Origin of the sequence: Filobacillus milosensis, from assembly GCF_004402015.1 — a bacterium.
In the GTDB taxonomy this organism is placed as follows: domain Bacteria; phylum Bacillota; class Bacilli; order Bacillales; family Alkalibacillaceae; genus Filobacillus; species Filobacillus milosensis.
Map to the genome: position 1 here is coordinate 21810 of NZ_SOPW01000001.1, position 25090 is coordinate 46899.

At 35.3% G+C, this 25090-nt stretch carries 26 protein-coding genes; 1 reads left to right on the plus strand and 25 read right to left on the minus strand.

Going from position 1 to position 25090, the window contains the following annotated elements; translation table 11 throughout:
* Positions 1-30: 30 nt before the first annotated feature.
* From dnaG to rpsU, 17 genes are all read right to left on the minus strand, one after another.
* Entirely contained in the window at positions 31-1851 is a 1821-nt protein-coding gene (gene dnaG, locus E3U55_RS00120; RefSeq protein ID WP_134338286.1) for a DNA primase, read from the minus strand.
* Between the two features lie 532 nt (positions 1852-2383).
* Complete coding sequence (locus tag E3U55_RS00125) at positions 2384-3184, minus strand: pyruvate, water dikinase regulatory protein (protein ID WP_134338288.1); 801 nt, start codon at positions 3182-3184, stop codon at positions 2384-2386.
* A gap of 15 nt (positions 3185-3199) precedes the next feature.
* The gene (locus tag E3U55_RS00130) at positions 3200-3829 is read right to left on the minus strand and encodes a helix-turn-helix transcriptional regulator (protein WP_134338290.1); all 630 of its coding nucleotides are present in this window, start codon (positions 3827-3829) and stop codon (positions 3200-3202) included.
* A gap of 121 nt (positions 3830-3950) precedes the next feature.
* Positions 3951-4694 carry a DNA repair protein RecO gene (gene recO / locus E3U55_RS00135; RefSeq protein WP_134338291.1) on the minus strand — a complete coding sequence of 248 codons (744 nt, stop codon included), beginning with the start codon at positions 4692-4694 and terminating at the stop codon, positions 3951-3953.
* Between the two features lie 33 nt (positions 4695-4727).
* Positions 4728-4865: a YqzL family protein gene (locus tag E3U55_RS00140; protein WP_134338293.1), complete on the minus strand. Its 138-nt coding sequence runs from the start codon at positions 4863-4865 to the stop codon at positions 4728-4730.
* A 171-nt stretch (positions 4866-5036) separates the two neighbouring features.
* The gene (era, locus tag E3U55_RS00145) at positions 5037-5942 is read right to left on the minus strand and encodes a GTPase Era (RefSeq protein ID WP_134338295.1); all 906 of its coding nucleotides are present in this window, start codon (positions 5940-5942) and stop codon (positions 5037-5039) included.
* Positions 5943-6067: 125 nt separating this feature from the next.
* Positions 6068-6424 (minus strand): diacylglycerol kinase family protein, encoded by a 357-nt coding sequence (locus tag E3U55_RS00150; protein WP_134338297.1) that lies wholly within the window; start codon positions 6422-6424, stop codon positions 6068-6070.
* Positions 6411-6887 (minus strand): rRNA maturation RNase YbeY, encoded by a 477-nt coding sequence (gene ybeY / locus E3U55_RS00155; protein ID WP_134338299.1) that lies wholly within the window; start codon positions 6885-6887, stop codon positions 6411-6413. The genes E3U55_RS00150 and ybeY overlap by 14 nt, the downstream gene beginning before the upstream one ends.
* Before the next feature lies 1 nt (position 6888).
* A complete protein-coding gene (locus tag E3U55_RS00160) occupies positions 6889-8337 on the minus strand; it encodes an HD family phosphohydrolase (RefSeq protein ID WP_134338301.1) in 1449 nt (482 codons plus the stop codon).
* A gap of 119 nt (positions 8338-8456) precedes the next feature.
* Positions 8457-9410 carry a PhoH family protein gene (locus E3U55_RS00165; RefSeq protein WP_134338303.1) on the minus strand — a complete coding sequence of 318 codons (954 nt, stop codon included), beginning with the start codon at positions 9408-9410 and terminating at the stop codon, positions 8457-8459.
* Between the two features lie 3 nt (positions 9411-9413).
* Complete coding sequence (gene yqfD / locus E3U55_RS00170) at positions 9414-10577, minus strand: sporulation protein YqfD (protein ID WP_134338304.1); 1164 nt, start codon at positions 10575-10577, stop codon at positions 9414-9416.
* Between the two features lie 14 nt (positions 10578-10591).
* The gene (gene yqfC, locus E3U55_RS00175; RefSeq protein WP_134338305.1) at positions 10592-10870 is read right to left on the minus strand and encodes a sporulation protein YqfC; all 279 of its coding nucleotides are present in this window, start codon (positions 10868-10870) and stop codon (positions 10592-10594) included.
* A gap of 434 nt (positions 10871-11304) precedes the next feature.
* Positions 11305-11754: a hypothetical protein gene (locus tag E3U55_RS00180; protein ID WP_134338306.1), complete on the minus strand. Its 450-nt coding sequence runs from the start codon at positions 11752-11754 to the stop codon at positions 11305-11307.
* Between the two features lie 24 nt (positions 11755-11778).
* Positions 11779-12780 (minus strand): flotillin-like protein FloA, encoded by a 1002-nt coding sequence (floA, locus tag E3U55_RS00185; RefSeq protein ID WP_134338307.1) that lies wholly within the window; start codon positions 12778-12780, stop codon positions 11779-11781.
* A gap of 24 nt (positions 12781-12804) precedes the next feature.
* On the minus strand, positions 12805-14133 hold the full coding sequence (locus tag E3U55_RS00190; protein ID WP_134338308.1) for an NfeD family protein: 1329 nt from the start codon (positions 14131-14133) through the stop codon (positions 12805-12807).
* Between the two features lie 149 nt (positions 14134-14282).
* On the minus strand, positions 14283-14726 hold the full coding sequence (locus E3U55_RS00195; RefSeq protein ID WP_134338309.1) for a GatB/YqeY domain-containing protein: 444 nt from the start codon (positions 14724-14726) through the stop codon (positions 14283-14285).
* Between the two features lie 18 nt (positions 14727-14744).
* The gene (rpsU, locus tag E3U55_RS00200; protein ID WP_134338310.1) at positions 14745-14921 is read right to left on the minus strand and encodes a 30S ribosomal protein S21; all 177 of its coding nucleotides are present in this window, start codon (positions 14919-14921) and stop codon (positions 14745-14747) included.
* A 160-nt stretch (positions 14922-15081) separates the two neighbouring features.
* On the opposite strand from rpsU, the gene E3U55_RS00205 reads away from it, so the two are divergent.
* Complete coding sequence (locus E3U55_RS00205; protein WP_134338311.1) at positions 15082-16002, plus strand: Na/Pi symporter; 921 nt, start codon at positions 15082-15084, stop codon at positions 16000-16002.
* Between the two features lie 372 nt (positions 16003-16374).
* On the opposite strand, the gene deoC is transcribed toward E3U55_RS00205, so the two are convergent.
* The 8 genes from deoC to hrcA all read right to left on the minus strand — a co-directional run bounded on the left by deoC (position 16375) and on the right by hrcA (position 25061).
* A complete protein-coding gene (gene deoC / locus E3U55_RS00210; RefSeq protein WP_134338312.1) occupies positions 16375-17049 on the minus strand; it encodes a deoxyribose-phosphate aldolase in 675 nt (224 codons plus the stop codon).
* A 12-nt stretch (positions 17050-17061) separates the two neighbouring features.
* Entirely contained in the window at positions 17062-18414 is a 1353-nt protein-coding gene (gene mtaB, locus E3U55_RS00215; protein ID WP_134338313.1) for a tRNA (N(6)-L-threonylcarbamoyladenosine(37)-C(2))-methylthiotransferase MtaB, read from the minus strand.
* Positions 18411-19172 (minus strand): 16S rRNA (uracil(1498)-N(3))-methyltransferase, encoded by a 762-nt coding sequence (locus tag E3U55_RS00220; RefSeq protein WP_134338314.1) that lies wholly within the window; start codon positions 19170-19172, stop codon positions 18411-18413. Before E3U55_RS00220 ends, mtaB begins: the two co-directional genes overlap by 4 nt.
* A gap of 13 nt (positions 19173-19185) precedes the next feature.
* A complete protein-coding gene (gene prmA / locus E3U55_RS00225; protein WP_134338315.1) occupies positions 19186-20127 on the minus strand; it encodes a 50S ribosomal protein L11 methyltransferase in 942 nt (313 codons plus the stop codon).
* A 21-nt stretch (positions 20128-20148) separates the two neighbouring features.
* Complete coding sequence (gene dnaJ, locus E3U55_RS00230) at positions 20149-21276, minus strand: molecular chaperone DnaJ (RefSeq protein WP_134338316.1); 1128 nt, start codon at positions 21274-21276, stop codon at positions 20149-20151.
* A 176-nt stretch (positions 21277-21452) separates the two neighbouring features.
* The gene (gene dnaK / locus E3U55_RS00235) at positions 21453-23279 is read right to left on the minus strand and encodes a molecular chaperone DnaK (RefSeq protein ID WP_134338317.1); all 1827 of its coding nucleotides are present in this window, start codon (positions 23277-23279) and stop codon (positions 21453-21455) included.
* A 39-nt stretch (positions 23280-23318) separates the two neighbouring features.
* Positions 23319-23879, minus strand: coding sequence for a nucleotide exchange factor GrpE (gene grpE / locus E3U55_RS00240; RefSeq protein WP_228547436.1), 561 nt, complete (start codon positions 23877-23879; stop codon positions 23319-23321).
* Positions 23880-24029: 150 nt separating this feature from the next.
* Complete coding sequence (gene hrcA, locus E3U55_RS00245) at positions 24030-25061, minus strand: heat-inducible transcriptional repressor HrcA (RefSeq protein WP_134338318.1); 1032 nt, start codon at positions 25059-25061, stop codon at positions 24030-24032.
* Positions 25062-25090: the final 29 nt, after the last annotated feature.

Below are 25090 nucleotides of genomic sequence, written 5' to 3' on the forward strand. Positions count from 1 at the left end.
AATACCCCTCCTTCCAAACTGGTCGCTGACTTACGTGATGCTTTTCTTTTTTAACTCAATAATTTTCATGCCGATTCTTGCGGCCGATTGTGGATCGTTTTCTTTTTCAGCTTGCTTAAGCATTTGCTTTAGAGTGCGCATTTCTTTGCTCCACTCATTCTCTTTATTTATCGCAAGAAAATAATCCTCTAGCTCTTGATCACTTAATGATTCATTAATTGGTAATAATGCCAGTTCAATTGTTAACTGCCGGGTGGATTCATCTGGTAATCGTTCAATGAAGTAACTAACGTTCGGTTCATTCCCTTCCTCATAATATGCATACAAATAAGTAACTAATACCTGATGATCCTCAATATTAAAGGAAGAACCTAAACGCTGCTGAACCCTGTCTGCAATATGCTCATTTTGAAGCATATGAGCAATCAAATGTCGTTCGGCATTTTGATAGGCACTATATAATTTTTGGTTTTTATTCCAATTATTCTGTTCATAGTTAGATTTCCTAACATGTTTATCATTGTCTTTTGGCTGCCGCATTATTCTCATACGACTGTCAATTTCATGATTTAACGTATTTCGATCTAACTTAAATGTTTCTTCAAGTTCTGTTAAGTAGAAATCTCTTTCAACAGCTTGATTTACATTTGAGATAATATCTAATGCTTTTTCAATATATTTAACTCTGTCATGATCGACACTTAAGTTATAATCTTTTTTTATATATTGTAATGAAAAAGCGACATAACTCTCCGCAGAATTGATTAGCTTTTGAAATGCTTCTGCTCCATGTTCTTCGTAGTAATCATCTGGGTCCATCTCATTAGGTACATTCGCTATTCGTGCAAACAATCCTGCTTTTTTTAATATTTTTGATGCTTTAAAACTTGCTTCTTTACCAGCTTTGTCACCATCAAAGCATATAATAATTTCATCCACATACTGTTTAAGTATTTTGGCATGTGTATCTGTTAAGCTCGTTCCCATTGTGGCTACGCCATTTGGTACACCGGCCTGGTAAGCCTTAATAACATCCGCGTAACCCTCAAATAGGATCACTCGCTTTTGTTTTTGAAAGTGCTTTCTCGCCTGATAAAAGTTATATAGTATCTTTCCTTTTTGAAACAAGTTTGATTCAGGGCTATTTAAATATTTAGGTTGGTCACCATCATATATTGCCCTTCCTCCATAACCAATGACTTTTCCTTGATGATTATGAATTGGAAATATGACTCTTCCTTGAAATCTGTCAAAAAAGCTATTCCCATCTCGGCTATTTAATAAACCGTAATCCACTAATTTTTCCAGTTCAAAGCCTTTTCCTTTAAGAAATGCGCCTAAAAACTGTTCTTTCCTGGGAGAGTACCCTAATTGGAAATGTTCGATAGAGTCATCTGAAAAACCTCTATTTTTTAAGTAATTAAGGGCATCTTTACCATCTTTAGTATGCTTCAATACGTGATGGAACAACTTATTTGACCACTCATAAGCTTTAATTACATCTTGCTGTTCATTGGAATATTGTGGTCCGCGTGGTTTATTATTTAACCACTCTGCAGGTAGTTGGTCACCACTCTTATCGGCTAAAGTTTTTAGAGCTTCGGAAAATGAGATATTCTCTATTTCCATTAAGAAAGTGGCAACATTTCCGCCTTTCCCACAACCAAAACAGTGAAATATTTGTTTTTCAGGGGAAACGGAAAAAGATGGTGTATCTTCACCATGAAAAGGACATAAGCCAAAATAATTACGTCCTTTTTTTGTTAATTTCATATGCTCACTGATGACATCCACTATGTCATTGTTACCAGTGATTTGATCAATCGTTTCCTGTGGGATTTTATAAGACATCTACATCACCATGTCATTTAATTCGATATAACAATTAAAATACCTTCATTAATCGACAAAAATTTTATTATTTAATAAAGTTGTTAAATTTATAACTTTATTATTCATACATATATAATATGTATACCCTGTAGAATTCAAGGGCAAACTGGAATGGGTAGTCAAACTCTATTAATCTACTTCATTCCACAAATAACGATTATAAACGATTCATAACAAATATGCGAATGGTTTGATTGAAGTTTTAATCTTTTTAATTGCATGAAAACTTTCCTTTCTAAAAAGTATAATGTTTATTTGTTTAGCTACAGGTGGACGCTTTCCGCGGGCACGGCTCGAGCCAGGGAACTACATCGAATAATCTTCTTTGTCCCTTGCGCCGAGTAACCGCAGGCGCATCCCTCGGCAGATAAAACATTGCCTGCGGGGTCTCGAGACTCGTGCTATTCCCGCAGGAGTCGCCACCTTTCGCTCATTTTACAGGAATTTTTAAAAACACAAAAAAGCTGCTTTTAATAAGCAGCTCTGATCATTACATCTTTAATTTTCTTAGTATAACATTGGCGGTTTCTTCTACCGCTTTATTAGAAACATCAATCGTATCACAACCAATTTGATCAACGACTTTATTGAAATAATCAATCTCCTGTAAAATTCTTTCTTCTTTAGCATAATTGGCTGTACCATCCAACCCTAAAGCCTTTAATCTTTCAGTACGTATATGATTCAATTTCTCCGAGCTAATTTTTAACCCTATACATTTCTCAGGCGATACTTGGAACAGTTCTTCAGGCGGTTCTACTTCAGGTACGATCGGTACATTAGCTACTTTAAGTCGTTTGTGAGCCAAGAATTGGGATAACGGTGTTTTAGATGTTCTTGATACTCCAATTAAGACTAAATCTGCTTTTAAAATCCCTTTTGCATCTCTACCATCATCATATTTTACGGCAAATTCAATTGCCTCCACTCGTTTGTAATAATCTTCATCGAGTTTATGTACTAGGCCAGGTTGAAGAGTTGGTGGTTCGTTAAGGTGTGATTCTAGCTGCTTTAATAATGGACCTAATACATCAATCGCTACAACATTAAACTGTTGAGAGAGTTCTAACATCTTCACTCTGAAATCAGGCTTCACAAGTGTATAAGCAATAATGCCATCGTTTTCTTTAGCTAAATGAAATGCATCAACCATAGTAGCTTCATCATCAACATATGGAATACGTTGAATTTTCATATCTACATTCAAAAACTGACTTAGTGCAGCTTTGGCTAATAATTCAGCTGTTTCTCCCACGGAGTCTGATAATACATAAAAGGTCTTTTCCGCCATTTAAACTTCCTCCTTTTAGACGTTTTCGTCCCTGACTAAATCAACAAAAGCCTTCGTAACATTCGTTTTAGTTAAACGACCAACTACTTCCTGCCCATCTTCACGATCAATAACGACAGGCAAGGCGTCGATTTGATTTTCAATTAGTTTATTTGCAGCATCCAGCAGTAAATCTTCTTTGTGACAAATTTTAATTTTAGGTACTCTAGTCATTATAATATGTACCGGTATATCCGATAAATCCTGATTCCCCATACTTGCTCTTAAAAGATCTTTTCTAGATAATACTCCTACGAGTAAAGAAGATTCATTTACTACAAATAAAGTGCCAACGTCTTCTAAAAACATTGTTGTAATTGCATCATACACGGAGACTTTATCATTTACAACAACAGGAACCGAATGATGCTCACGTACCTTTAATTTTTTTAGTTGATCAGACAAAAGCTCAGATCCTGTTTTTCCAGTATAAAAATAACCAACGCGCGGGCGAGCATCAAGAAAGCCTGCCATCGTTAAAATAGCTAAATCAGGTCTTAATGTAGCTCGAGTTAAGTTTAAACGGTCAGCGATATTTTCGCCTGTTATTGGGCCATTATCTTTAACAATATTAATAATTTGTTCTTGTCGGTGAGATAATTCCATTGTGTTCACCACCTCATTCTAATAAGACATACTATATCAAAATATTATATATTATTTTAACCCAATAATAAATAAAGGATGACAAATTTTCAGAGATTTGTCATCCTTTTTAATCGTACTCTTATTCTAATAAATGCATCTGGTCAAGAAAACGTTTAGATTTTATATACATTCCACCATAGCGTTCGTAATAATAATCCATGATTTCTCTTAAAATTTTTAACGTTTCTTGTTTAATTGAAATATTTCGGATGCGTTTAATACTCGTACTATTCATGTGTCTAAGGACTTTATATGCATTTGCAGGTAATAAAATATAATCTTCTGAACGTATAATACATTGATCGCAAATCACGCCTCCATCAGCTATTGAAAATGCCGCAATGGGTCTGTCCGTATGTCCATTAACGCAGCTATGTACAACTGGCGCAAAGCCTCCAACATGGTACATCTTCAATTCGAACATCATGGAAATGGCTAATGGTGATTCTTCGTCCAGGATCCTTTCCAAGCTCATGTAATATTCATCAAATATTGCTGAATTGGGCTCGCGTTCATTAACAACTTTTGAGAGGAGTTCACTTATATAAGATACATAAGCGGTTTTTACAATGTCCTCACGGATCCCCCGCATACTATGAAGGATTTCACCTTGATGCAAGGTACCTAGACCTTTACCCATCTGTATTAAAAAATATCCATATATAAATGGCTGCGTAATAGCAGCCATTCTACTTTTAGACTTCTTTGCCCCTCTAGCGACAGCACTAAGTAAGCCATATTCTTTTGTATACAAAGTAACTATTTTATTGGTTTCCCCATAATCTCGTGTTCGAACCACGATCCCTTGAACTTTCTCAAACATACTTCTCCCTAACTTTCATCAAACAACTAAATTTTATTTATTTATTGCTTTAGTATCTTTCATGCCAATCTTTTGGTGCGAACCTCTATAAGCTTCTTCCATTTGTTTCATCAATAAATAAGTCTCAACACTTCCTGTTTTACTAAACACTTTCCAAGGTAAATCGATCATCAAAATCTCCACCTTTCAGATTTATTGATCACAAACAAATGTCCACGCTGCTGTTACACACAGGCAAGAGAAATTCTGCTCGTGTTCCCATCAGACTGAAAACATTTTTTCTTTACTCATAGCTTTCGTTGTTTTGAAAAGTTCATAACTAAAAAATATTACCAGTTGATTTTAGTAATCATCTTCGTTATAACCAAAATCACGTAACTGGTGCATTTTATTACGCCAATCTTTTTGGACTTTCACCCATAATTCAAGATAAACCTTTGAACCTAATAAGTTTTCAATATCTTTACGTGCTTCACTACCTATTTGACGCAGCATTTGTCCCTGTTTTCCAATAATAATTCCTTTTTGGGACTTGCGCTCGACAATAATTGTAGCTTGTACATCTATCACGTCTGAATTTTCCTGACCTTGTATCCCTTCAATTACCACAGCAATTGAATGTGGAATTTCCTCTCGTGTATGATGTAGAACTTTTTCTCTTACTAATTCACTAATAATAAATCGTTCCGGATGATCTGTGATATGATCTTCTGGATAAAACTGTGGGCCTTCTGGTAAGTGCCCTTCCATAACCTCAAGTAACCGATTGACGTTGTTTCCGTTTAAAGCGGATATTGGAATTATTTCTTGGAAATTTAATTTATTTTTATATTCTTCAATCATAGGTAGTAGTTCATCAGGATGGACTTCATCAATCTTATTAATGACTAAAAATATTGGCTGATTGACATTCTTTAACTTGTCGATAATGAACTGGTCTCCACGACCAAAACCTTCCTTCGCGTTTACCATAAACATCACTAAATCGACTTCATTTAAAGCATTAATCGATGATTGAACCATAAAGTCACCTAATCTGTGCTTAGGTTTATGGATGCCTGGTGTATCAATAAACACGAATTGAGAATGATCAGTTGTGTAAACCCCTTGAATTTTATTTCTAGTCGTCTGAGGTTTATCACTCATGATCGCTATTTTCTGTCCTAATACTTGATTCATAAACGTTGATTTCCCTACATTCGGTCGTCCAATAATTGCAATAAATCCTGATCTAAAGTTGTCATTCATATTAAATTCTCCTATTTGATGTTTGTAAAATTCATTTTACTACAAAGCTAAAGATTTTTCATATCTTCGACAAAAGTTATCGTGAAAAGACAAAAGAGTATTCGTAAATAACGAATACCCTCAAATTAAAAGAAAATAACTATTCTAGGTAATAAAATAACGATGCCAATAATTGCTGCAGTTATGGAAGCTACTAATACAGCACCCGCACTTATATCTTTAATGTTTTTGGCTACTTCGTGGTGGCCTTTAAATAATTGATCAGTAATATTTTCTATAGAGGTATTAACTAATTCTGTTGTTATGACTAATCCAATTGCCCCAATTAAAAATAACCATTCTACAACAGTTACTTTTAACATAAAGCCAGTAAAAATAACAATCAGCATAGAAATAACATGTATTTTCATGTTTAATTCAGTCTGTAGTGCCACAATGATTCCTCTTATAGCATGTTTAAAACCAATATTATTTATTCTCATTTCTCTTCAATCCAAATTCCTGCAAAATATGTTCCTGGCGTTCAAACATTTCTTTTTCTTCTTCAACTGATTGGTGATCATACCCCAATAAGTGTAACAAGCCATGCACAATTAAAAAACCTAACTCCCGTTGAAATGTATGTTGATATTCATCTGCCTGTTCTTTTGCTTTTTCAATAGAAACTATGATATCACCTAAGTGTTCTGGAAGGTCCTCACCAATAATTTCAAGTTCATCTTCACCTTGCTCTTGTAACGCAAATGAAATAACGTCAGTTGCATAGTCTTTCCCTCGATAATCACGGTTAATTTCTCTAATTTCTTCATTATTAACAAGTGTAATTGATAGTTCTGCGTCACCATTTACTTCTTCCATTTTCGCAGCAAAATCAACGAGTTTTTCAATAATGTCTTTCTGATCATCTGTGACTTGGTTCGTTTCATCAATAAAATCTACATTCATGTTATTGTCCTCCTTGCGTCGTCTGTGCAACCCTGTCATTAGGATACTCAATTCTTGCATGAAAAATCCCGTTAAGCATATCACATATATCCTTTTCAATAATCAGCAGCTCTCTTAAAGTTAATTGACTATCGTTGAACTGACCATCCATTAATCGATCATAGATAATCGAGCGAACTAATTTATTGATTTCTTCATTGGTAGGCTTTTCTTTTGAGCGTACAGCAGCTTCTACAGAGTCACAAATATTTATAATAGCCGCCTCTTTTGTTTGAGGAATTGGTCCATCATACCGGAATTCCAACTCTTTTACTGAATCATGTCGCTCTTTAGCTTTATGATAAAAATACTTAAGCAATGTCGTTCCATGATGTTGCTCGGCAATATCAATAATTTCTACTGGCAAGTCGTGTTCTTTTAGTAAATGAGCACCATCATAAGGGTGTTGTAATATGATTTGGGCACTATTCTCAGGAGGCATTGAGTCATGTGGGTTTTTCATGTTGTTTTGATTCTCAATAAACATATGGGGTTTTAACGCTTTTCCTACATCATGATAATAAGCTGCTACCCTGGCTAATAACCCATTCGCTCCAATGGCCTCACAAGCTGATTCACTCAGGTTTGCAACCATAACGCTATGGTGATATGTACCTGGTGCTTCAACCAATAACTTTCTCAATAAAGGATGGTTGGGGTTAGAAAGTGTTAACAGTTTTGATTCCGTTAACATATTAAATCCGGCCTCAAATATAGGTAAGATACCTAATGTTAATATAACAGCGAATAACACAGATAAAAAAGAAAATAGCAAAGAAAGCATAATGTCTGGGGCCATAAACATCGACCAACTATTCAGTTCGTAAACTAATACTAATAAAACATGTATGGCAAACAGACATGTCGATGTTTTGAAGAGGTTTTTACGATCTTTAATTGATTGAAAGAGAAAAATTGCAAACCATTGAGATAACAATAAATACAAAAACACTTGATATACTTCAACATTATTAAAACTGAGCAAATAACTGCCAAATATAGCTATAAACACTGAACTGACCATCGCAAATCGTTCATTTATAAAATGTTTAATTAAGATTGGATAAGCCGCAATTGGAGTAATGTAGAACAAATTTGATATATCTTTTCCAATGGCCTGGAAAGCATACATCAGAATTAACATACCTAATCCTAAAAAAGAAAAAGTAACCGTTTGTTGATATGACCAATCTGTCTGTCTTGCAGTCTCTAATTGTAATATAACAAAAATAAGGAGAGCTACGCTTAATAAAATAAGAAACTGGTGTAAAGTAAACTGATTTTGAACGAATTGAAGTGAAATAATCGTCATAAAAACAGTTGGTGTAATCAAAGAAGCAATAATTGAGTAAAAATATATTCTTTTAATATTTAGAAATAAGAAAGGAGATTTTTTACTAATCAGTTTCATTTGAACACCAACTTTATTATTAGATAAACCTTGGTTGGCTTAAGCCTTAAGAAGTTAAAGTCCTGCAGAATAAACCCCTCAGTTTTTCACATTCTTAATTCTTTTTATAAAGCTAAACATTATTTTTCATATGCTTCAATTACTTTTTGGACAAGAGGGTGACGTACCACATCAGACCCTTTAAGATAATTAAATCGGATCCCATCAATGTAACTTAAGCGATCTTCAGCCACTTTAAGTCCAGATGTTACACCTTTAGGTAAATCAATCTGAGTTATATCACCTGTGATTACCATTTTAGATCCAAACCCTAATCGAGTAATAAACATCTTCATTTGTTCAGGCGTCGTATTCTGTGCTTCATCTAATATAACAAAAGCATCATCTAAAGTACGCCCACGCATATAAGCTAATGGAGCAATTTCAATCGTTCCTCTCTCCATCAATCTCAATGTATGTTCCGATCCGATTACGTCGTGAAGTGCATCATATAATGGTCTTAAGTAAGGATCTACTTTCTCTTTTAAGTCACCAGGTAAAAATCCAAGGCTTTCACCCGCTTCAACTGCTGGACGCGTGAGAATTAAACGCTTAACTTCATTGTTTCTTAAAGCTTTTGCTGCCATGACTACGGCTAAATATGTTTTACCTGTACCTGCAGGCCCTATACCAAACACGAGATCACTCTTCTTCATTGAATGAACATAATCGCGTTGTCCTAAAGTCTTAACTCTGATTGGTTTACCTTGTTGGTTTTTAGTAATTTCATCTTCAAAAAGCGTTTCAAATTGTTCTATCTTTCCTGTTTTCGCTAATTCAAGACCATAAATTATATCACGTTCTGTTATATTAATACCTTTATTAATAACTTTTAACACAGATTCAAATAATGAATTAACGATATTTACGTTCTCTTCTTCACCAATAATTTTTAATTGACCGCCTCTTGTTAAGATTTTAACTGGGATAAAATGCTCAATTTGTTTAATATTACGGTCATTAGTTCCAAATAAATTTAATGTATCTGAATGATCTTCTAAGTGTAAATCAATTGTTTTACTGGTTTCTGTCATACATCAATCTCCTTGATCAATAATTTGTTCTTTGGTGATATCTTCCAAAACTTTAACAAAGATTTCTAATTTAACTTTATCACTGTCTTTTTCCTGGTGCAAAACTTTTTGGTAGACCACTTCTATAGATTGTCCTAACTTTCTTTTTAATTGTTCGACAATCGCATCTTGAAGTAATTCTTCCTCATCAAAAGTCTCTACAGCTTCACTTTCGGGATAGTAGTATTTTTTCTGAATGGAGATCGGCGTTTTCCAAAACAAGAAATAGACAGGCTTATTTTCTTCCATTAGCAAAGATAATTCTCGAGGTTGTTTTGGGAACCACTCATAATCACCAAACTTTATCGCATAATGGTCCTCAACATCATCTATTAGATCTCTCTTCTCAGTTGCTAAATTAATTGTTCCGTTAACATTATACCAAACCTCAGCAATGACTTCTCCTTCTGAATAAGTATATATTTCTTTCTCATCATCCAATTTTCCTGTTACTAACACATCATCTTTTTTAACAAAGTCATTAACTTTTACAACAGGCCTTCCATTCGTTACATACATACGTTGAATGGTTCCTGTTTGCTCGGCAACTAAATTACTTGGATCCCTATTTAAATCATTCATATTATTCTTATTTTCTTCAATCATTATGTGATAAGCAGTGCCTGTCCGTTTTATGCCCACATAAGAAACTTCTTCAACTTTATTCATAATTTCACGCTCGATATTACTTATGCTATCCATTTGTTGTATAAAAGAACCACGATTTAATCCCAATGAATCAATAAGTTCATCAACTTCATACCGTACTTCAGGTGATCCTCCACTTATTTCGACTTTCCATACCATGTTCGATAATACAAAAATAAAACTAATGACCAATATAATACTAATAACTAATGGTAACCATTTTCGTCTATTTTGATAGTAATGAGGTACACCACCCCTTTTTTTGAAATGTATTTTACATCCGTACTGTTTACGAGCATTTCTTAAATTGAAAGCTTCAGTGTACTTCATTCTAAGATGTATTTCATGATTACTTACTTTCCTAACATCGTAAAAAGATACTCCTTTACGAGTTAAATCATTAATCATTCGTTCAGTAGACTTACCTGTGATCACTACATCCACATATCCATCCAAGATATATTGTTTTTTAATAATCATTCCCTCCCTTAAAATTATTCATTGTGGTGTATAGCGGAAATCTTTCCTTCTATAACAATTTCTTTTCTTAACAAATTTTTAATAACTAAGTTTTCCCCTTCGACGCGAATCATACCGCTTGGCTGTTTAACTTCAATTAGATCTGATTCGAAGGTTAACAGCCCTTGGTGATTCTCTATATATAAGTGAATATCACCAATTAAAGTTATTCGTGGGTAATCATAAACAATGTCTGCTGGTAATTGGAGTTGTCCGGTCAGCCATTGGTTGACACGTTTACGCATACGTTTCATATGAAATCCCCCTATCACAACCAATTTATGAATTAATTCTTAAATGTATCACTATATCCTGGATGAAACATGATAAAAACTTAAGTGTTAATAGAAAAAGCAATGGTTTTCAGCTAATTTAACTCTGTGTTATTGTTAATTTTTTACAAATAAAAACAGGATGGAAGATTAACTTCCATCCTATCAAATAAAATTTGGCTTGTTACAGCACATTGTTGTTTTATTATATAGAAAAAGTTGAATTGTGAGCGAAAGGCGGCGACTCCTGGTCGACTAAATACGGCCACGTCCTGTGGCCTACGTCGACACTTACCCGTCCAGGGCTTCGCGGGAAAAACAACAGCTGAAGACCCCACAGCGAGGAGGCTGAAGCGTTGCCCGCGGAAAGCGTCCGCCTGTAGCTTCACAATTCAACAATACACAAATCCTTTAAATTAGTAATTTCTTCTTTGTTTTGCTTTTGGTTGACCCAAAACTTCACTCATTACAAGACTTTCAATCAATCGTTTACTATTTAAATTCTTTCTGACAGAGATATTAGAAACAGTTTGTCGATCTTTGTTATACAATGAGCGTTGTTTAATTTTGTCTAAGTTTTTATCACTTTTACTTTTTTCTCGACGTTCTCTTGATTCCTCTAATTGCTCATACCAAGAGTTAGATGTATCAATTTGAACTTCCTCTTCACCAGAATTTCGAGATAAAGTATCAACAGTGACAGTTTTATTTTCATTCTGGTTATTATTAGTCTGACTTTGCCTAGGTCGTTCTGTTCTAACTGGCTGATCATCTTCGGATTTATTCTTCTTGAATAAACTCGATAAACCCGCAATAATGGCAACGAGTATAAAGATGTTACTAAAAATAGCATCTAAAAAATCCATTTACATCACCCTAATCATTCGGGATTATTTTCTATCATCTTGATCTTCTGTATCTTCTTTATTTAATTTGCTAATCATATCACGCATATCTGTATCAGCTAACACATTTTTATAATTTACATAGTCCATAACACCCATGTTACCACTACGTAAAGCTTCCGCTAGAGCTAGTGGAACTTCTGCTTCTGCTTCAACTACGCGCGCTTGCATTTCTTGTACTTTTGCAACGTTTTCTTGTTCTTGTGCAACGGCCATAGCACGACGTTCTTCGGCTTTTGCCTGTGCAATATTCTTATCGGCTTCCGCTTGGTCCATTTGTAACATCGCACCGATGTTTTTACCGATATCCACATCAGCAATATCAATTGATAGGATTTCAAATGCAGTACCTGCATCTAAACCTTTAGAAAGTACGTTTTGTGAAATAAGGTCCGGGTTCTCTAATACAGCACCGTGGCCTTTAGAAGAACCAATTGTACTTACAACACCTTCACCAACACGTGCGATCACTGTATCTTCACCAGCACCACCAACTAAACGGTCAATGTTTGCACGAACTGTGATTCTTGCTTTTGCTTTTACCTCAATACCATCCATTGCTACACCAGCGATAAATGGTGTTTCGATTACTTTAGGGTTAACACTCATTTGTACAGCTTCTAATACGTCACGACCAGCTAAGTCAATAGCCGCACAACGCTCAAAACTTAATTCAATATTAGCACGGTGGGCCGCAATTAATGCGTTTACCACACGGTCTACGTTACCACCAGCTAAATAGTGACTCTCAAGTTGGTTGGTTTTAACATCAAGCCCAGCTTTATGAGCCTTAATTAACGGATTAATAACCATACGAGGTACAACACGACGAAGTCTCATACCGATTAATGTAAAGATACTAATTTTTACACCAGCTGCTAAAGCGCTAATCCAAAGCATCACTGGAACAAACGTAAATAAAATAGCGATTGCAATTATTAAAACTGCAACAATAATTAAGGGAAATAAACTTTGTTCAATACCCATTTAAAATTCCTCCTATAATAACTTTTATTCTTGTTCTTGTACTTCTCGAACAACTACTCTAGAACCTTCTACTTTTACAATTTCTATTTTTGTATGTCTTTCTATAAATGACCCTTCAGATACAACATCAATACGTTCTCCATCAAAGACCGCTGTACCAGACGGTCTTAAGAAAGTTAAAGCTTCACCCTGACGTCCGATTAAATCCATTCTGTTTTCGTTTGATACGTATCCGAGATCTGTTTTAGTTGAATCAGAAAGAACTATATGACGTAAAATACCGCGGTTGAAATCTAATTTCTTAAATAGAACTATAGCTAAAATTATTGAAACTAATAAGGCAATACCTATACTGAATGCCATATGTCCCATGTCAGCTCCTGAGACTAACAGAGCACCTAATATAGCTCCAGCACCTATAATTCCAAGAATTCCACTTGGTACAAATATCTCCAGTAAGATACATATTAAACCAACTATTAGTAGTATAAGTGATTCATATCCTGCCAAACCGGCGACTAAATGACCGTAGAAAAATAGGATTAATGATGAAAGACCTAATATACCTGGAATACCAAACCCTGGTGAGTATAATTCAACGATTAGACCGATACTTGCAATGGACAATAATATAGGTATTACCACTGGATTAGTAATAAACCTTGCAATATGTTCAGAGATGGTCAACTCCATTTCTTCAACCTTTGGACTACTAATCTTCATCATATCAAATAATTCTCTACGATCTTCAGCAATACCACTCGCATATCCCACTTCAACCGCTTCTTCTGGACTTAAAGTTAGAAACTCACCCTCAGGCGCACCGAGTTCAGGCAAATCAATATCTTTATTAGCCATCGCCTCGGCATATAATGGGTCTCTATCTTTAGATTCTGCCGCTGCCCTCATAGCTTTTATCCAATCAGACTGCGCTTTTTTACTTGCAGCAGTACCGTCTGAATTAATTACGCCAGCTGCTCCCATTCTTGCATTTGGTTTAAAATAAATCTCATCTGTATTTAGAGCTATGTAAGATCCTGCTGAGGCAGCTTGATTTATGATATAAGCAACTGTTGGAATATCCGTTCCGGTAATTAAATTAGCGATCTCATTTGCAGAGTCTACACGACCACCAGGAGAATCGATTTCAAATACAATATAATCGGCAAAATTCTCTTCTGCTTCCTTTATACTTCTTTCTAAAAATGCTGCTAGACCTTGTTCAACAGCATCTTCAACCGGTACCACATAGATAGATGTACTATCTTCATGTTGATCAGCATTGATTGAAGCCTGGTTGATCCATATAAACGAAACTAAAATAATAATCCACAAATAAAACTTTCTTCTCATTTCCTCCCCCCTCTCTCCTATTATCCTAAACATTATTACGTTTAAGCAACTGTTTTTGTTTCAATTTTTTAATAAATATCACATATCTATTAAAATGACATAAAAATAAATACCTAACCTACAGAAATAGGTTAGGTATTTATCAATTATTATTGTAAATGGTTCATAACCATTTTATTTACTTTAGAGCCATCTGCTTGCCCTTTTACTTTTGGCATAACTGCACTCATCACTTTCCCCATATCACTCTTTGATGAGGCACCTACTTCATTAATCGTTTCAACGACAATTTGTTCTAATTCTTCATCAGATAATTGCTCTGGTAAATAAGCTTGAATAATTTTTAATTCTTGCTCAGTTTTTTCTGCTAGATCTTCTCGATTGGCATTTTGAAACTCCTGGAGGGAATCTTTTCTTTGCTTTACTTCACGTGTTAGTACTTGTATTTCTTCTTCTTCGTTTAGTTCTTCGCCTTTTTTAATCGCTTCATTCTGTAATGATGATTTCACCATACGAATAACAGCAAGACGATCTTTTTCCTTGTTCCTCATAGCTTGTTTCATATCTTCGTTCAAACGTTCAAGCAAAGTCATTCCATGTTACACCCTCTTCTATTTTTTGCGCTTTCTAGCAGCTTCTGACTTTTTCTTTCTACGTACGCTAGGCTTCTCGTAAAATTCACGCTTACGATACTCAGACAACGTTCCGTTTTTTGAAACACTACGTCTGAAGCGTCGAAGAGCATCTTCAATAGACTCATTCTTTTTAACGCGAGTTGTATTTGACATGCTCAACCCTCCCTCCAAATAAAACACAATATAAAACATGCGCGGTTCGGTCGCACATCTCTAGTTATTATATTAAACAATTGAAGAAAAATCAATAAACAATCAATCTTTTAATCATGTTTTCTTAATAAAACCATAAAATGAAATGAGGTGTTGAGGCATGTACACAATGGTTATGACGATATTTATATTTATTGCCATTTTTTTATTTGGAATTACATTAATGCGCTTAGGAATTAAAGGTCTTACTTATAATCAGTTAGAAAAAATAAACCCAGATCTATCACCTGTAAATGGTTTAATACTCGGAATCTTTTTAACACTAATACTTCAAAGCAGTTCAGCTTCAATAGCTTTATTAATTACATTTCTAGCTACAGCAAAGCTTTCATTACCTTTTGCCATTTGTTATTTAATTGGTGCCAATATTGGGACGACTTTTACCGCTCAGTTATTCGTCTGGAATGAAGTTCAACTCATGTTTTTATGCTTATTTATTGGTTTAGTACTAATTTTTATCCCCAAAACTAAATTCATGTTAACAGGATGTATTATGTTTGGTCTAGGCATTGTATTTAGTGCTTTAAATGGATTTGAAAATCTATTACATATGATCCCTGCTGAAAAAATTGAGACCATAGCAAATTCACCTCACAATCAGCCTTTTTCATTAGCTACTTTTGGCATGTTCTTTACTATGGTTATTCAATCATCAACTGTGGCTACAGGAGTATTAATGAGTTTTTCACACGGAGGATCTATTCCATTAATCCAAGTCTACTATATATTAATAGGGGCCAATATAGGGACATGCTTCACAGTATATTTAGTCTCTTTAAAACAGCCGTATTTAGCAAGAATAACTGCTTATGCGCATATATGGATTAATGTTATTGGTGGTGTTGTAGCTTTTCCTATATTTATAGGACAACCTATGGTCACCATTGCTCAATGGCTTTCAAGCATTCCAGAACAGCAAATTGTATATTTAGCTGTAATTTATAATGTGCTTACAGGCATTTTGTTTCTTGTCTTTCTTAAGCCTTTTATAAAGTTTTTAAAATTTGTTTATCCAAAATAAAATTGAGGCTGAAACATAAGTTTTACTAAAAACAAAAGCCGTACCATGATAATTAATTTTTATCATAGTACGGCTTTTTGTTTACGCTTCGTCAAAACACTTCGCTTTCCGCAGGCACGGCTTCAACTTCCTAAAACTCACATCCGTGAGTTTTAGGTGATTTTCAGCTCGCGCTATTCCTGCGAAGAGCTAATGCTACTTAGAATAACTTCTCTGCCTGAGTTTGTGCTGAGTAACCGCAGGCACAGGACGCTCAAGTGTCGACGTGGCCACAGGACGTGGCCGAACTTAGTCGACCAGGAGTCTACGCTTGTAATTTCATTATATTATTGTTCGCCTACTGTACAATCACTTTTGTTCAAGACTCAAATATTAATAATCTGTATCTGCTTCGTTACCACTAACAATATCTACACCCGCTGATGCACCAATACGTGTCGCTCCTGCATCAATCATAGCATTAGCATCTTCTAAGTTACGAACACCACCAGATGCTTTAACGCCCATCTCAGGTCCTACAGTTAAACGCATTAGGCGAATATCATCAACAGTTGCTCCACCACCAGAAAAACCAGTGGATGTTTTAACAAAGTCTGCTCCTGCTTTTTTAGATAATTCACAAGCTTTAACTTTTTCTTCTTTAGTTAATAAAGATGTCTCAATAATTACCTTAACAAGTGCATTATCTCTAGCTGCATCTACGACAGCTTTAATATCATTTTCAACTTCTTCATATCTTCCATCTTTTAAAGCACCGACGTTAATGACCATATCAATTTCAGTCGCACCATTTTCAATCGCATTTGTTGTTTCAAATGCTTTTGTTTGTGGTGTAGTTGCTCCTAATGGAAAGCCAATTACTGTACAAACTTTTACTTCTGAATCTTTTAGTAACTCATGGCAATGAACGACCCAAGTCGGGTTAACACATACTGAAGCAAATCCATATTCTTTGGCTTCAGCACAAATTTGATTAATTTTTTCTGCCTGTGTATCAGGCTTTAGTTGAGTATGGTCAATCATTGCAGCTAGACTTGAATTTGTCATATCATACACTCCTTATTGATTTGCAGCTTGTTTTACAGTTTCATCATCCATTACACGAACAAACTCAGCTTCGTTATAAGGATAACCAGCTTTAGTAATTTTAACTCTTACAATTTGTCCTACCATATCTTCTGAACATGGGAAAACTACTTTTAAATAATTATCTGTATACCCTTCATATAAACCACTATCTGGCTCTTTCTTGTAACGTTCTTCTGGTATAACTTCTAATACTTCATTTTCATATTGAGAAGCATACTCCTTAGCTTGTTGATTAGATAACTCAATTAAGCGACGAACGCGGTCATGTTTAATTTCATCTTCAATTTGATCCTTCATGCGCGCAGCAGGAGTACCTGTTCTTTGAGAATATGGGAAAACATGTAGCTCAGAAAAGCCAATTTCTTGTATAGAGCGATATGTTTCCATAAATTCTTCTTCTGTTTCACCAGGAAAACCAACAATAACATCTGAAGTTATGGCAAGACCAGGTAATGCTTCTTTAACTTTCTTCACTCTGGACATATAGAATTCCATTGTATATTTACGGCGCATACGTTTTAATACTGTATCAGAACCAGATTGAAGTGGAATGTGTAAATGACGTACGACTTTTTCTGATTGATCCAATACGTCAATTACTTCATCAGATATTTGACTGGCTTCAATTGAAGAAATACGAATACGTTTTAACCCACGTACTTTAGTCTCTAAATCTCTAAGTAATTGAGCAAGATTGTAATCTTTTAGGTCTTCACCATATCCACCTGTATGAATACCTGTTAACACAATTTCTTTATAACCCGCATCAACTAATTGTTGAGCTTGAGTCACAACTTCCTCAGGAGGGCGAGAACGCATTAGACCACGAGCCCACGGGATAATGCAAAACGTACAGAAGTTATTGCAACCTTCTTGGATTTTTAAAGAAGCTCTTGTTCGATCAGTAAATTGAGGAACATCCATCTCCTCAAACACACGAGTCTTCATAATATTTTTAACACCATTAATCGGTTCACGGTCTTTTTTATATTGCTCTATGTATTCAAGCATTTTTTTTCGCTCTTGTGTTCCTACAACTATATCAACACCTGGTATTTCCATAATTTCATCAGGTGAAGTTTGTGCATAGCAACCTGTAACACAAATAACAGCTTCAGGATTTTTTCTTATAGCACGTCGGATGACTTGACGACTCTTTTTATCCCCAGTATTTGTTACAGTACACGTATTGATGACGTAAACATCTGAGTGCTGATTGAATTCCACGCGCTCATAGTTATTTTCTTTAAAAAATTGCCAGATGGCTTCGGTTTCATAATGGTTAACTTTACAGCCTAAAGTGTGAAAAGCTACTTTTGTCACACTTCACACCTCCATTCTTCAAAATAAAAAGATAGGGCAGATAATGCATATAAAGGTGCCGTTTCAGTTCTTAAAATTCTTGCTCCTAAACGTATAGGCAAACAACCTTGTTCATGTAAGAAGCTTAATTCTTCTTCTGAAAGTCCACCTTCCGGACCAATAATCAATAGAATTTTTTGACCTGGTGAAATTTTATCAATAGCTTGTCTAAATGATGACTGACTCGATTGATCTTTGGTCAAGTACTCGCTCGCTACTAAACACATATCAAATTCTTGATTTTGTAATAATGTATGAATGGTCTGCTTACCTTGAATTGCAGGAATCCTTGAACGATGTGATTGTTCGCTTGCTTCTTTTGCTATTTTTTTTAATCTTAATAGTTTCTTTTGTTCTTTTTTATGATCCCATTTAACAATGGATCGGTCCATCTGTAAAGGAACAAAATCTCCCATTCCTAATTCAGTAGACTTTTGAACAATCAGATCTAACTTATCACCTTTTGGCAAACCATGTGCAATGGTGACATGAATAGGCAATTCATTGTTTTCTTCAAGTTCTTCTAAGACGTTACATACAACTTGTTTTTCATTAATTGAATTTATTTCACAATAAAAAGCTTGCCCATTAGGGTTACAACAGATGATTTGATTACCTTCTTGTTTTCGCATGACATTAACGACATGGTGATAATCATCATCTGTTATAATTACTTGATTGTCTTGCCAATTTTCCTTAGGTATGAAATATCGTTGCATGAGCCAACCTCTTTTATTCTGTTTTTTTAGCAACAATGGAAATCCAATCTTCCATTTGATTAACTTCCAAAATCTCAAATCCAACTGATAGTAGTTCCTGTTTCACTACATCTTTCTTTCCTTTGATAATACCTGAAGTGATGAAATAACCACCAGGATTGACTTTTTCATAAGCCTCATCAACAAAATCTAAAATAATTTCTGCAAGTATATTTGAAACGATAAGGTCTGCTCCTGCATCAACTGATTTTAGTAAGTCATTTTGCTTAGCTTCTACACGGTCTTGAACATGATTTAATTTAACATTAATTGTTGTACTCTTGACTGCAATTTCATCTAAATCAAAAGCTTTAATATGACTAGCGCCTAAAAGTGCAGATGCAATAGTCAGCACACCTGACCCAGAACCTACATCATAAACAATATCGTCTTTATTCACGTATTGTTCCAAAGCTTGGATACTTAATACGGTTGTTGGATGCGTTCCAGTTCCAAAAGCCATTCCTGGATCTAATTCAATAATTAGCTCGTCACTACTAACAGGTTCATATTCTTCCCATGTTGGAATAATGGTGATCTTCTCAGAAATTTTCACTGGCTTGTAGTACTTTTTCCAAGCTGTTGCCCATTCTTCCTCATTAACTTCAGATATAGTGACATTATTTTTCCCAATATCAATATCATATTTAACAAGGTTATTAATTGATTGTTTAATCTCTTCCACTGTTTCACCTAAAAAGCTATTAACAGGAAGATAAGCTTTTACATAAACCCCTTCTTCAGGATAATTACTAGGATCTAATTCGTAAATCGTTCCATATAAGGGAACCCGATCTTTGTAAAGATCTTGTGGATCTTCAATCACAACACCACTTGCTCCTGATTCATGTAAAATATTCGAGATTGGTTCAATTGCTTCATTCGTCGTGTGAACTTTTAGTTCAGACCATTTCATACATCATCACTCACTTCAAATTTATTCCCCTTTAAAGGCACGTTTCATTCGTTGAAATAAATTATCTTGCTGTTCATCTAATGATTCATCACCACTTAATTCGTGGAATTCTCTTAATAATTCTTTCTGTTGATCATTTAAGTTCTTAGGTACCATTACTTTAACTAGAATATGCTGGTCACCATGTCCATACCCATGTACGTTTGGTGAACCTTTGCCTTTCAACCTAAAGTGTGTACCGGTTTGTGTTCCAGCTGGAACTTTTAGTTTCACTCGACCATGTACAGTAGGAACTTCAATTTCATCACCTAGTGCAGCCTGAGTGAATGTGATTGGCATTTCACATAAAATGTCATCGCCATCTCTTTCAAAAAACTCATGACGTTTGACGCGAATGACAACGAATAGGTCTCCAGGAGGTCCACCGTTAATACCTGAACCACCTTGACCAGTAACTCTAATTTGCTGGCCGTCATCAACACCTGCTGGAATACGAATATCAATCGTCTTACGTTTCTTCACTTTTCCAGAGCCGCCACAAGTTCCGCATTTTTCCTCTACTTGTTGACCTGTTCCTTCGCAGTAGTGACAAACACGACGATTAACTACTTTACCAAACGGAGTATTTTGTTCCATGTTTAATTGACCTGCACCATTACAATGGCTACATGTCTTAACTGATGTACCAGGTTTTGCACCTGAACCATCACATGTTTCACACTTTTCCTCTTTCGGAATCTCAATCTTTGTTTCTTTACCAAAGATTGCTTCATCAAATTTTATTTCCATTGTGTATTGTAAATCTTGACCTTTTCGAGGAGCATTAGGATCTCTTTGACGACGGCCTCCGCCACCAAAGAACATATCAAAAATGTCTCCAAAATCGCCAAAGTCATCAAAACCGCCAAAACCTTGACCCGCACCTTGCTGTGCACCCGCATGGCCAAATTGATCATACTGCTGACGTTTTTGCTGGTTGCTTAAAACCTCATAAGCTTCTTTGACTTCTTTAAATTTATCAGCCGCATTTTCTTCTTCGCTGACGTCTGGGTGATATTTTCTTGCTAGTTTACGATATGCTTTTTTTATATCTTCTTTAGATGCATCTTTTGATACGCCTAATACTTCATAATAGTCTCGTTTACTCAATTGAAGATCACTCTCCCGTACTTCTTCGCATAAATTTTATCATAACATTATAGCAACTGAAACTGCAATAAAACTTACTATAATGCGAAATATTAGAATTATTAAATTAGCTTTGATATTGGCTGAAAAAAAGTCAAAGTCAAGAATGTCCTGACTTTGACTTTTTAGTTTAAGCATTATTTTTTATCGTCTTCGTTAACTTCTTCGTATTCAGCATCAACAACATCATCATCGTTACCTTCGCCAGATTGACCTTGTTCTTGCTGAGCTTGCTGCTGTGCTTGTTCATAAAGCTTGACAGATAGGTTTTGAACTTCTTGCTCTAAAGCTTCTTTCTTAGCTTTAATATCTTCAAAATCTTCGCCTTCTAAAGCTTTCTTAAGTTCTTCTTTAGCATCTTCTGCTTTTTGTTTTTCTTCATCAGTGACATTGTCGCCTAAATCTTTGATTGTTTTATCAGTTTGGAAAACTAACTGATCCGCTTCGTTACGAAGTTCGATTTGTTCACGACGTTTCTTGTCTTCTTCTGCATTCTCTTCTGCATCTTTAACCATTTGTTCAACTTCTTCATCTGATAGACCTGAAGAAGACTTGATTGTGATTGATTGTTCTTTGTTTGTACCCATATCCTTGGCACTAACATTAACAATACCGTTCGCATCAATATCGAATTTAACTTCGATTTGAGGCACACCACGTGGTGCTGGTGGAATATCAGTTAACTGGAAGCGTCCAAGTGTTTTGTTGTCCTGCGCCATTTCACGTTCACCTTGTAGGACGTGAATATCTACAGCTGTTTGGTTATCTGCAGCTGTTGAGAATACTTGTGAGTGACTTGTTGGAATCGTTGTATTACGTTCGATTAGCTTAGTTGAAACCCCACCCATTGTCTCGATACCTAATGATAATGGAGTTACGTCTAATAGCACAACGTCTTTAACGTCCCCTTGTAAGACACCACCTTGAATAGCTGCACCTAATGCTACAACTTCATCAGGGTTTACACCTTTAGAAGGTTCTTTTCCAACTGATTTTTGAATAGCTTCTTGAACAGCTGGAATACGAGTAGAACCACCTACTAGAATTACTTTGTCAATATCTGAAGCTGACATATCAGCATCTTTTAATGCTTGACGCGTTGGTTTCATCGTTCTTTCTACTAAATCAGAAGCTAGCTCTTCAAATTTAGCACGAGTTAAGTTCATTTCTAAGTGTAATGGTCCAGCATCTCCAGCCGTGATAAATGGTAATGAAATCTGTGTTTGAGCTACACCTGATAAGTCTTTCTTGGCTTTTTCAGCAGCATCTTTTAGACGTTGTTGAGCCATTTTATCTTGAGATAAGTCAATACCGTTTTCCTTTTTGAACTCAGCAACCATATGGTCCATGATTACTTGGTCAAAGTCATCCCCACCAAGCTTATTGTCACCTGCTGTTGATACAACTTCAAACGTGCCATCGCCAATATCTAAGATGGATACGTCAAATGTACCGCCACCTAAGTCATATACAAGAACCGTTTGATCTTGATCTTGATCAATACCATAAGCTAAAGCAGCTGCAGTTGGTTCATTAATAATACGTTCAACTTCTAAACCAGCAATTTTTCCAGCGTCTTTTGTAGCTTGACGCTCAGCATCGTTAAAGTAAGCTGGTACAGTAATAACAGCTTTAGTTACTTCTTCACCTAAATAATCTTCTGCATATGATTTAATATGTTGAAGGATAATAGCTGAAACCTCTTGTGGTGTGTACTCCTTACCTTCAACTTCTACTTTATGGTCAGTACCCATGTATCTTTTAATTGATTGAATCGTGTTCGGGTTAGTGATTGCTTGACGCTTAGCAACTTCCCCTACTTGGCGTTCACCATTTTTGAATGAAACAACTGATGGAGTCGTACGGTTTCCTTCTGGGTTAGGAATTACCTTTGATTCTCCACCTTCCATTACTGCTACACATGAGTTTGTTGTACCTAAGTCAATTCCAATGATTTTACTCATTTTAATAGTCCTCCCTTAATTAACAATGTATTTCAATATTTATTCATTAACTTTAACCATCGCTGGACGTATCACACGGTCTTTTAATCTATAACCTTTCTGTAATACTTCAACGATTTGGTTAGATTCATAACCTTCTTCTTGAACTTGCATAACTGCTTGGTGCAGATTTGGATCAAACTGTTCATTTTTAGCTTGAATTTCTTCCACACCTACTTTATCTAATGCTTGGTGTAGTTGGTTATACACCATTTTGACACCATCAACAAATGACTGAGCGCCTTCATCATCCACTTCTGTTTGTAGCGCCCTTTCGAAATTATCAAGTGCCGGTAATATTTCACTTACTAACTCTTGAGATTTATATTTTAAATCATTTTCTTTTTCCTTTTGTGTCCGACGACGGAAATTATCAAAATCTGCCTGAGTTCTTAGTAGCTTATTTTGAATGTCTTGTTTTTCTTGTTCTAATGTTTCAATTTGTTGATGAATTTCTTGGTCTTGACCATTAGTTTCTACTTCTTGTTGTGTTTCGTTAGTATCTTCTTGTTCGTTAGTTGTTTCTTGTTGTTCATCTTGGTTCATTGTTTTTTCATCCATATCGTCACCTCCAACTAATCCTACAATTTCCAATTGTTTAATATATCATTAATTTTAAAAAACACAAGCAATTAAACCGTAATAAAACTTGGCCATTTAGAATCGCCAAGTTTTTTAAGCTATCCATTAACAATATAAGCATTTCCGCTTTTATTGTTCATTAAACCACTTTTGTAATTGCTTGGTCATTTGTCCACTCCATATATCAAGAATCGATACTGCTTTTGCATAGTCCATTCTCGTTGGACCTAGAAGTGCAATTGTACCAACTTGGTTTTCTCCTAGTGAATAAGTGGTCGTAATGAGTGTACAGTTGTTCATTTCTTCAATCTTGTTCTCACGACCGATATATATATGCAAACCTTCATCTTCACTTTTCAGTATAGGAGCAATTTGGTCTTCACTCTCCATGATTTGAAATAGTGATCGCACTTTATCAATGTCAGCAAATTCCGGTTGCATTAATATATTTGTTTTCCCACTTACATATAGGTTCGTTGGTTGTTCTGTAAATAATGCTTGATTTAATAATTGATATGACTTTTGGAAGTCATTCGTATACTTCTGTAATAAGTGTTTAACCTCTGTCTCAATAAATTGAGATAGGTAAACTATAGGTACACCAGATAATTTTTCATTTAGTATATTGACCGTCTTTTCTAAGTCAGCATGCTCTAATTCTGCTGGAATAGCAAATGAGCGATGTTCAACATGACCGGTATCTGTAATTAAGATAGCTATTGCTGATTGTTGGTTAATAGGTACAATTTGTAATTGTTTTAACTTTGTTTCATATACTTGGGGTCCTAATACTAACGTTGTATACCTCGTCAATTCAGATAAAATATGGGCAGAATTCTGCATGACACGCTCTAACTCAATCATACGCTCACTAAAAGATTGTCTAATCCTGTGAACCTCACCTCTTGATAATTGCAATGGTGACATGATGTTGTCAACATAATAACGGTAACCTTTTTCTGATGGTATTCGCCCAGATGAAGAGTGTGTTTTTTCGAGATAGCCTAAATCTTCTAAGTCAGCCATTTCATTACGAATGGTTGCTGGACTAAATGAAATTTGCTCTTTCTTGGCGATATTACGAGAACCAACAGGTTGCGCTGTATCAATAAAGTCATCTACTATAACTTTTAAAACAAGCAATTGACGATCGGTTAACATATTTATCACCCCTGTTAGCACTCAGTTGT

Excerpts from the sequence above, each read along its gene's own strand:
- deoC (WP_134338312.1), bottom strand. The coding sequence starts at position 17,049 with ATGACAAATTCAAGTCTAGCTGCAATGATTGACCATACTCAACTAAAG.
- recO (WP_134338291.1), bottom strand. The coding sequence starts at position 4,694 with ATGTTTGAGAAAGTTCAAGGGATCGTGGTTCGAACACGAGATTATGGG.
- E3U55_RS00195 (WP_134338309.1), bottom strand. The coding sequence starts at position 14,726 with ATGACTTTGCTTGAACGTTTGAACGAAGATATGAAACAAGCTATGAGG.
- E3U55_RS00165 (WP_134338303.1), bottom strand. The coding sequence starts at position 9,410 with ATGACAGAAACCAGTAAAACAATTGATTTACACTTAGAAGATCATTCA.
- E3U55_RS00125 (WP_134338288.1), bottom strand. The coding sequence starts at position 3,184 with ATGGCGGAAAAGACCTTTTATGTATTATCAGACTCCGTGGGAGAAACA.
- rpsU (WP_134338310.1), bottom strand. The coding sequence starts at position 14,921 with ATGTCAAATACAACTCGCGTTAAAAAGAATGAGTCTATTGAAGATGCT.
- E3U55_RS00160 (WP_134338301.1), bottom strand. The coding sequence starts at position 8,337 with ATGAAACTGATTAGTAAAAAATCTCCTTTCTTATTTCTAAATATTAAA.
- hrcA (WP_134338318.1), bottom strand. The coding sequence starts at position 25,061 with ATGTTAACCGATCGTCAATTGCTTGTTTTAAAAGTTATAGTAGATGAC.
- ybeY (WP_134338299.1), bottom strand. The coding sequence starts at position 6,887 with ATGAATGTAGATTTTATTGATGAAACGAACCAAGTCACAGATGATCAG.
- E3U55_RS00150 (WP_134338297.1), bottom strand. The coding sequence starts at position 6,424 with ATGAGAATAAATAATATTGGTTTTAAACATGCTATAAGAGGAATCATT.
- yqfC (WP_134338305.1), bottom strand. The coding sequence starts at position 10,870 with ATGAAACGTATGCGTAAACGTGTCAACCAATGGCTGACCGGACAACTC.
- E3U55_RS00190 (WP_134338308.1), bottom strand. The coding sequence starts at position 14,133 with ATGAGAAGAAAGTTTTATTTGTGGATTATTATTTTAGTTTCGTTTATA.
- E3U55_RS00130 (WP_134338290.1), bottom strand. The coding sequence starts at position 3,829 with ATGGAATTATCTCACCGACAAGAACAAATTATTAATATTGTTAAAGAT.
- yqfD (WP_134338304.1), bottom strand. The coding sequence starts at position 10,577 with ATGATTATTAAAAAACAATATATCTTGGATGGATATGTGGATGTAGTG.
- floA (WP_134338307.1), bottom strand. The coding sequence starts at position 12,780 with ATGGGTATTGAACAAAGTTTATTTCCCTTAATTATTGTTGCAGTTTTA.
- E3U55_RS00205 (WP_134338311.1), top strand. The coding sequence starts at position 15,082 with ATGTACACAATGGTTATGACGATATTTATATTTATTGCCATTTTTTTA.
- dnaG (WP_134338286.1), bottom strand. The coding sequence starts at position 1,851 with ATGTCTTATAAAATCCCACAGGAAACGATTGATCAAATCACTGGTAAC.
- E3U55_RS00140 (WP_134338293.1), bottom strand. The coding sequence starts at position 4,865 with ATGATCGATTTACCTTGGAAAGTGTTTAGTAAAACAGGAAGTGTTGAG.
- E3U55_RS00220 (WP_134338314.1), bottom strand. The coding sequence starts at position 19,172 with ATGCAACGATATTTCATACCTAAGGAAAATTGGCAAGACAATCAAGTA.
- era (WP_134338295.1), bottom strand. The coding sequence starts at position 5,942 with ATGAATGACAACTTTAGATCAGGATTTATTGCAATTATTGGACGACCG.
- prmA (WP_134338315.1), bottom strand. The coding sequence starts at position 20,127 with ATGAAATGGTCTGAACTAAAAGTTCACACGACGAATGAAGCAATTGAA.
- E3U55_RS00180 (WP_134338306.1), bottom strand. The coding sequence starts at position 11,754 with ATGGATTTTTTAGATGCTATTTTTAGTAACATCTTTATACTCGTTGCC.
- grpE (WP_228547436.1), bottom strand. The coding sequence starts at position 23,879 with ATGGATGAAAAAACAATGAACCAAGATGAACAACAAGAAACAACTAAC.
- dnaK (WP_134338317.1), bottom strand. The coding sequence starts at position 23,279 with ATGAGTAAAATCATTGGAATTGACTTAGGTACAACAAACTCATGTGTA.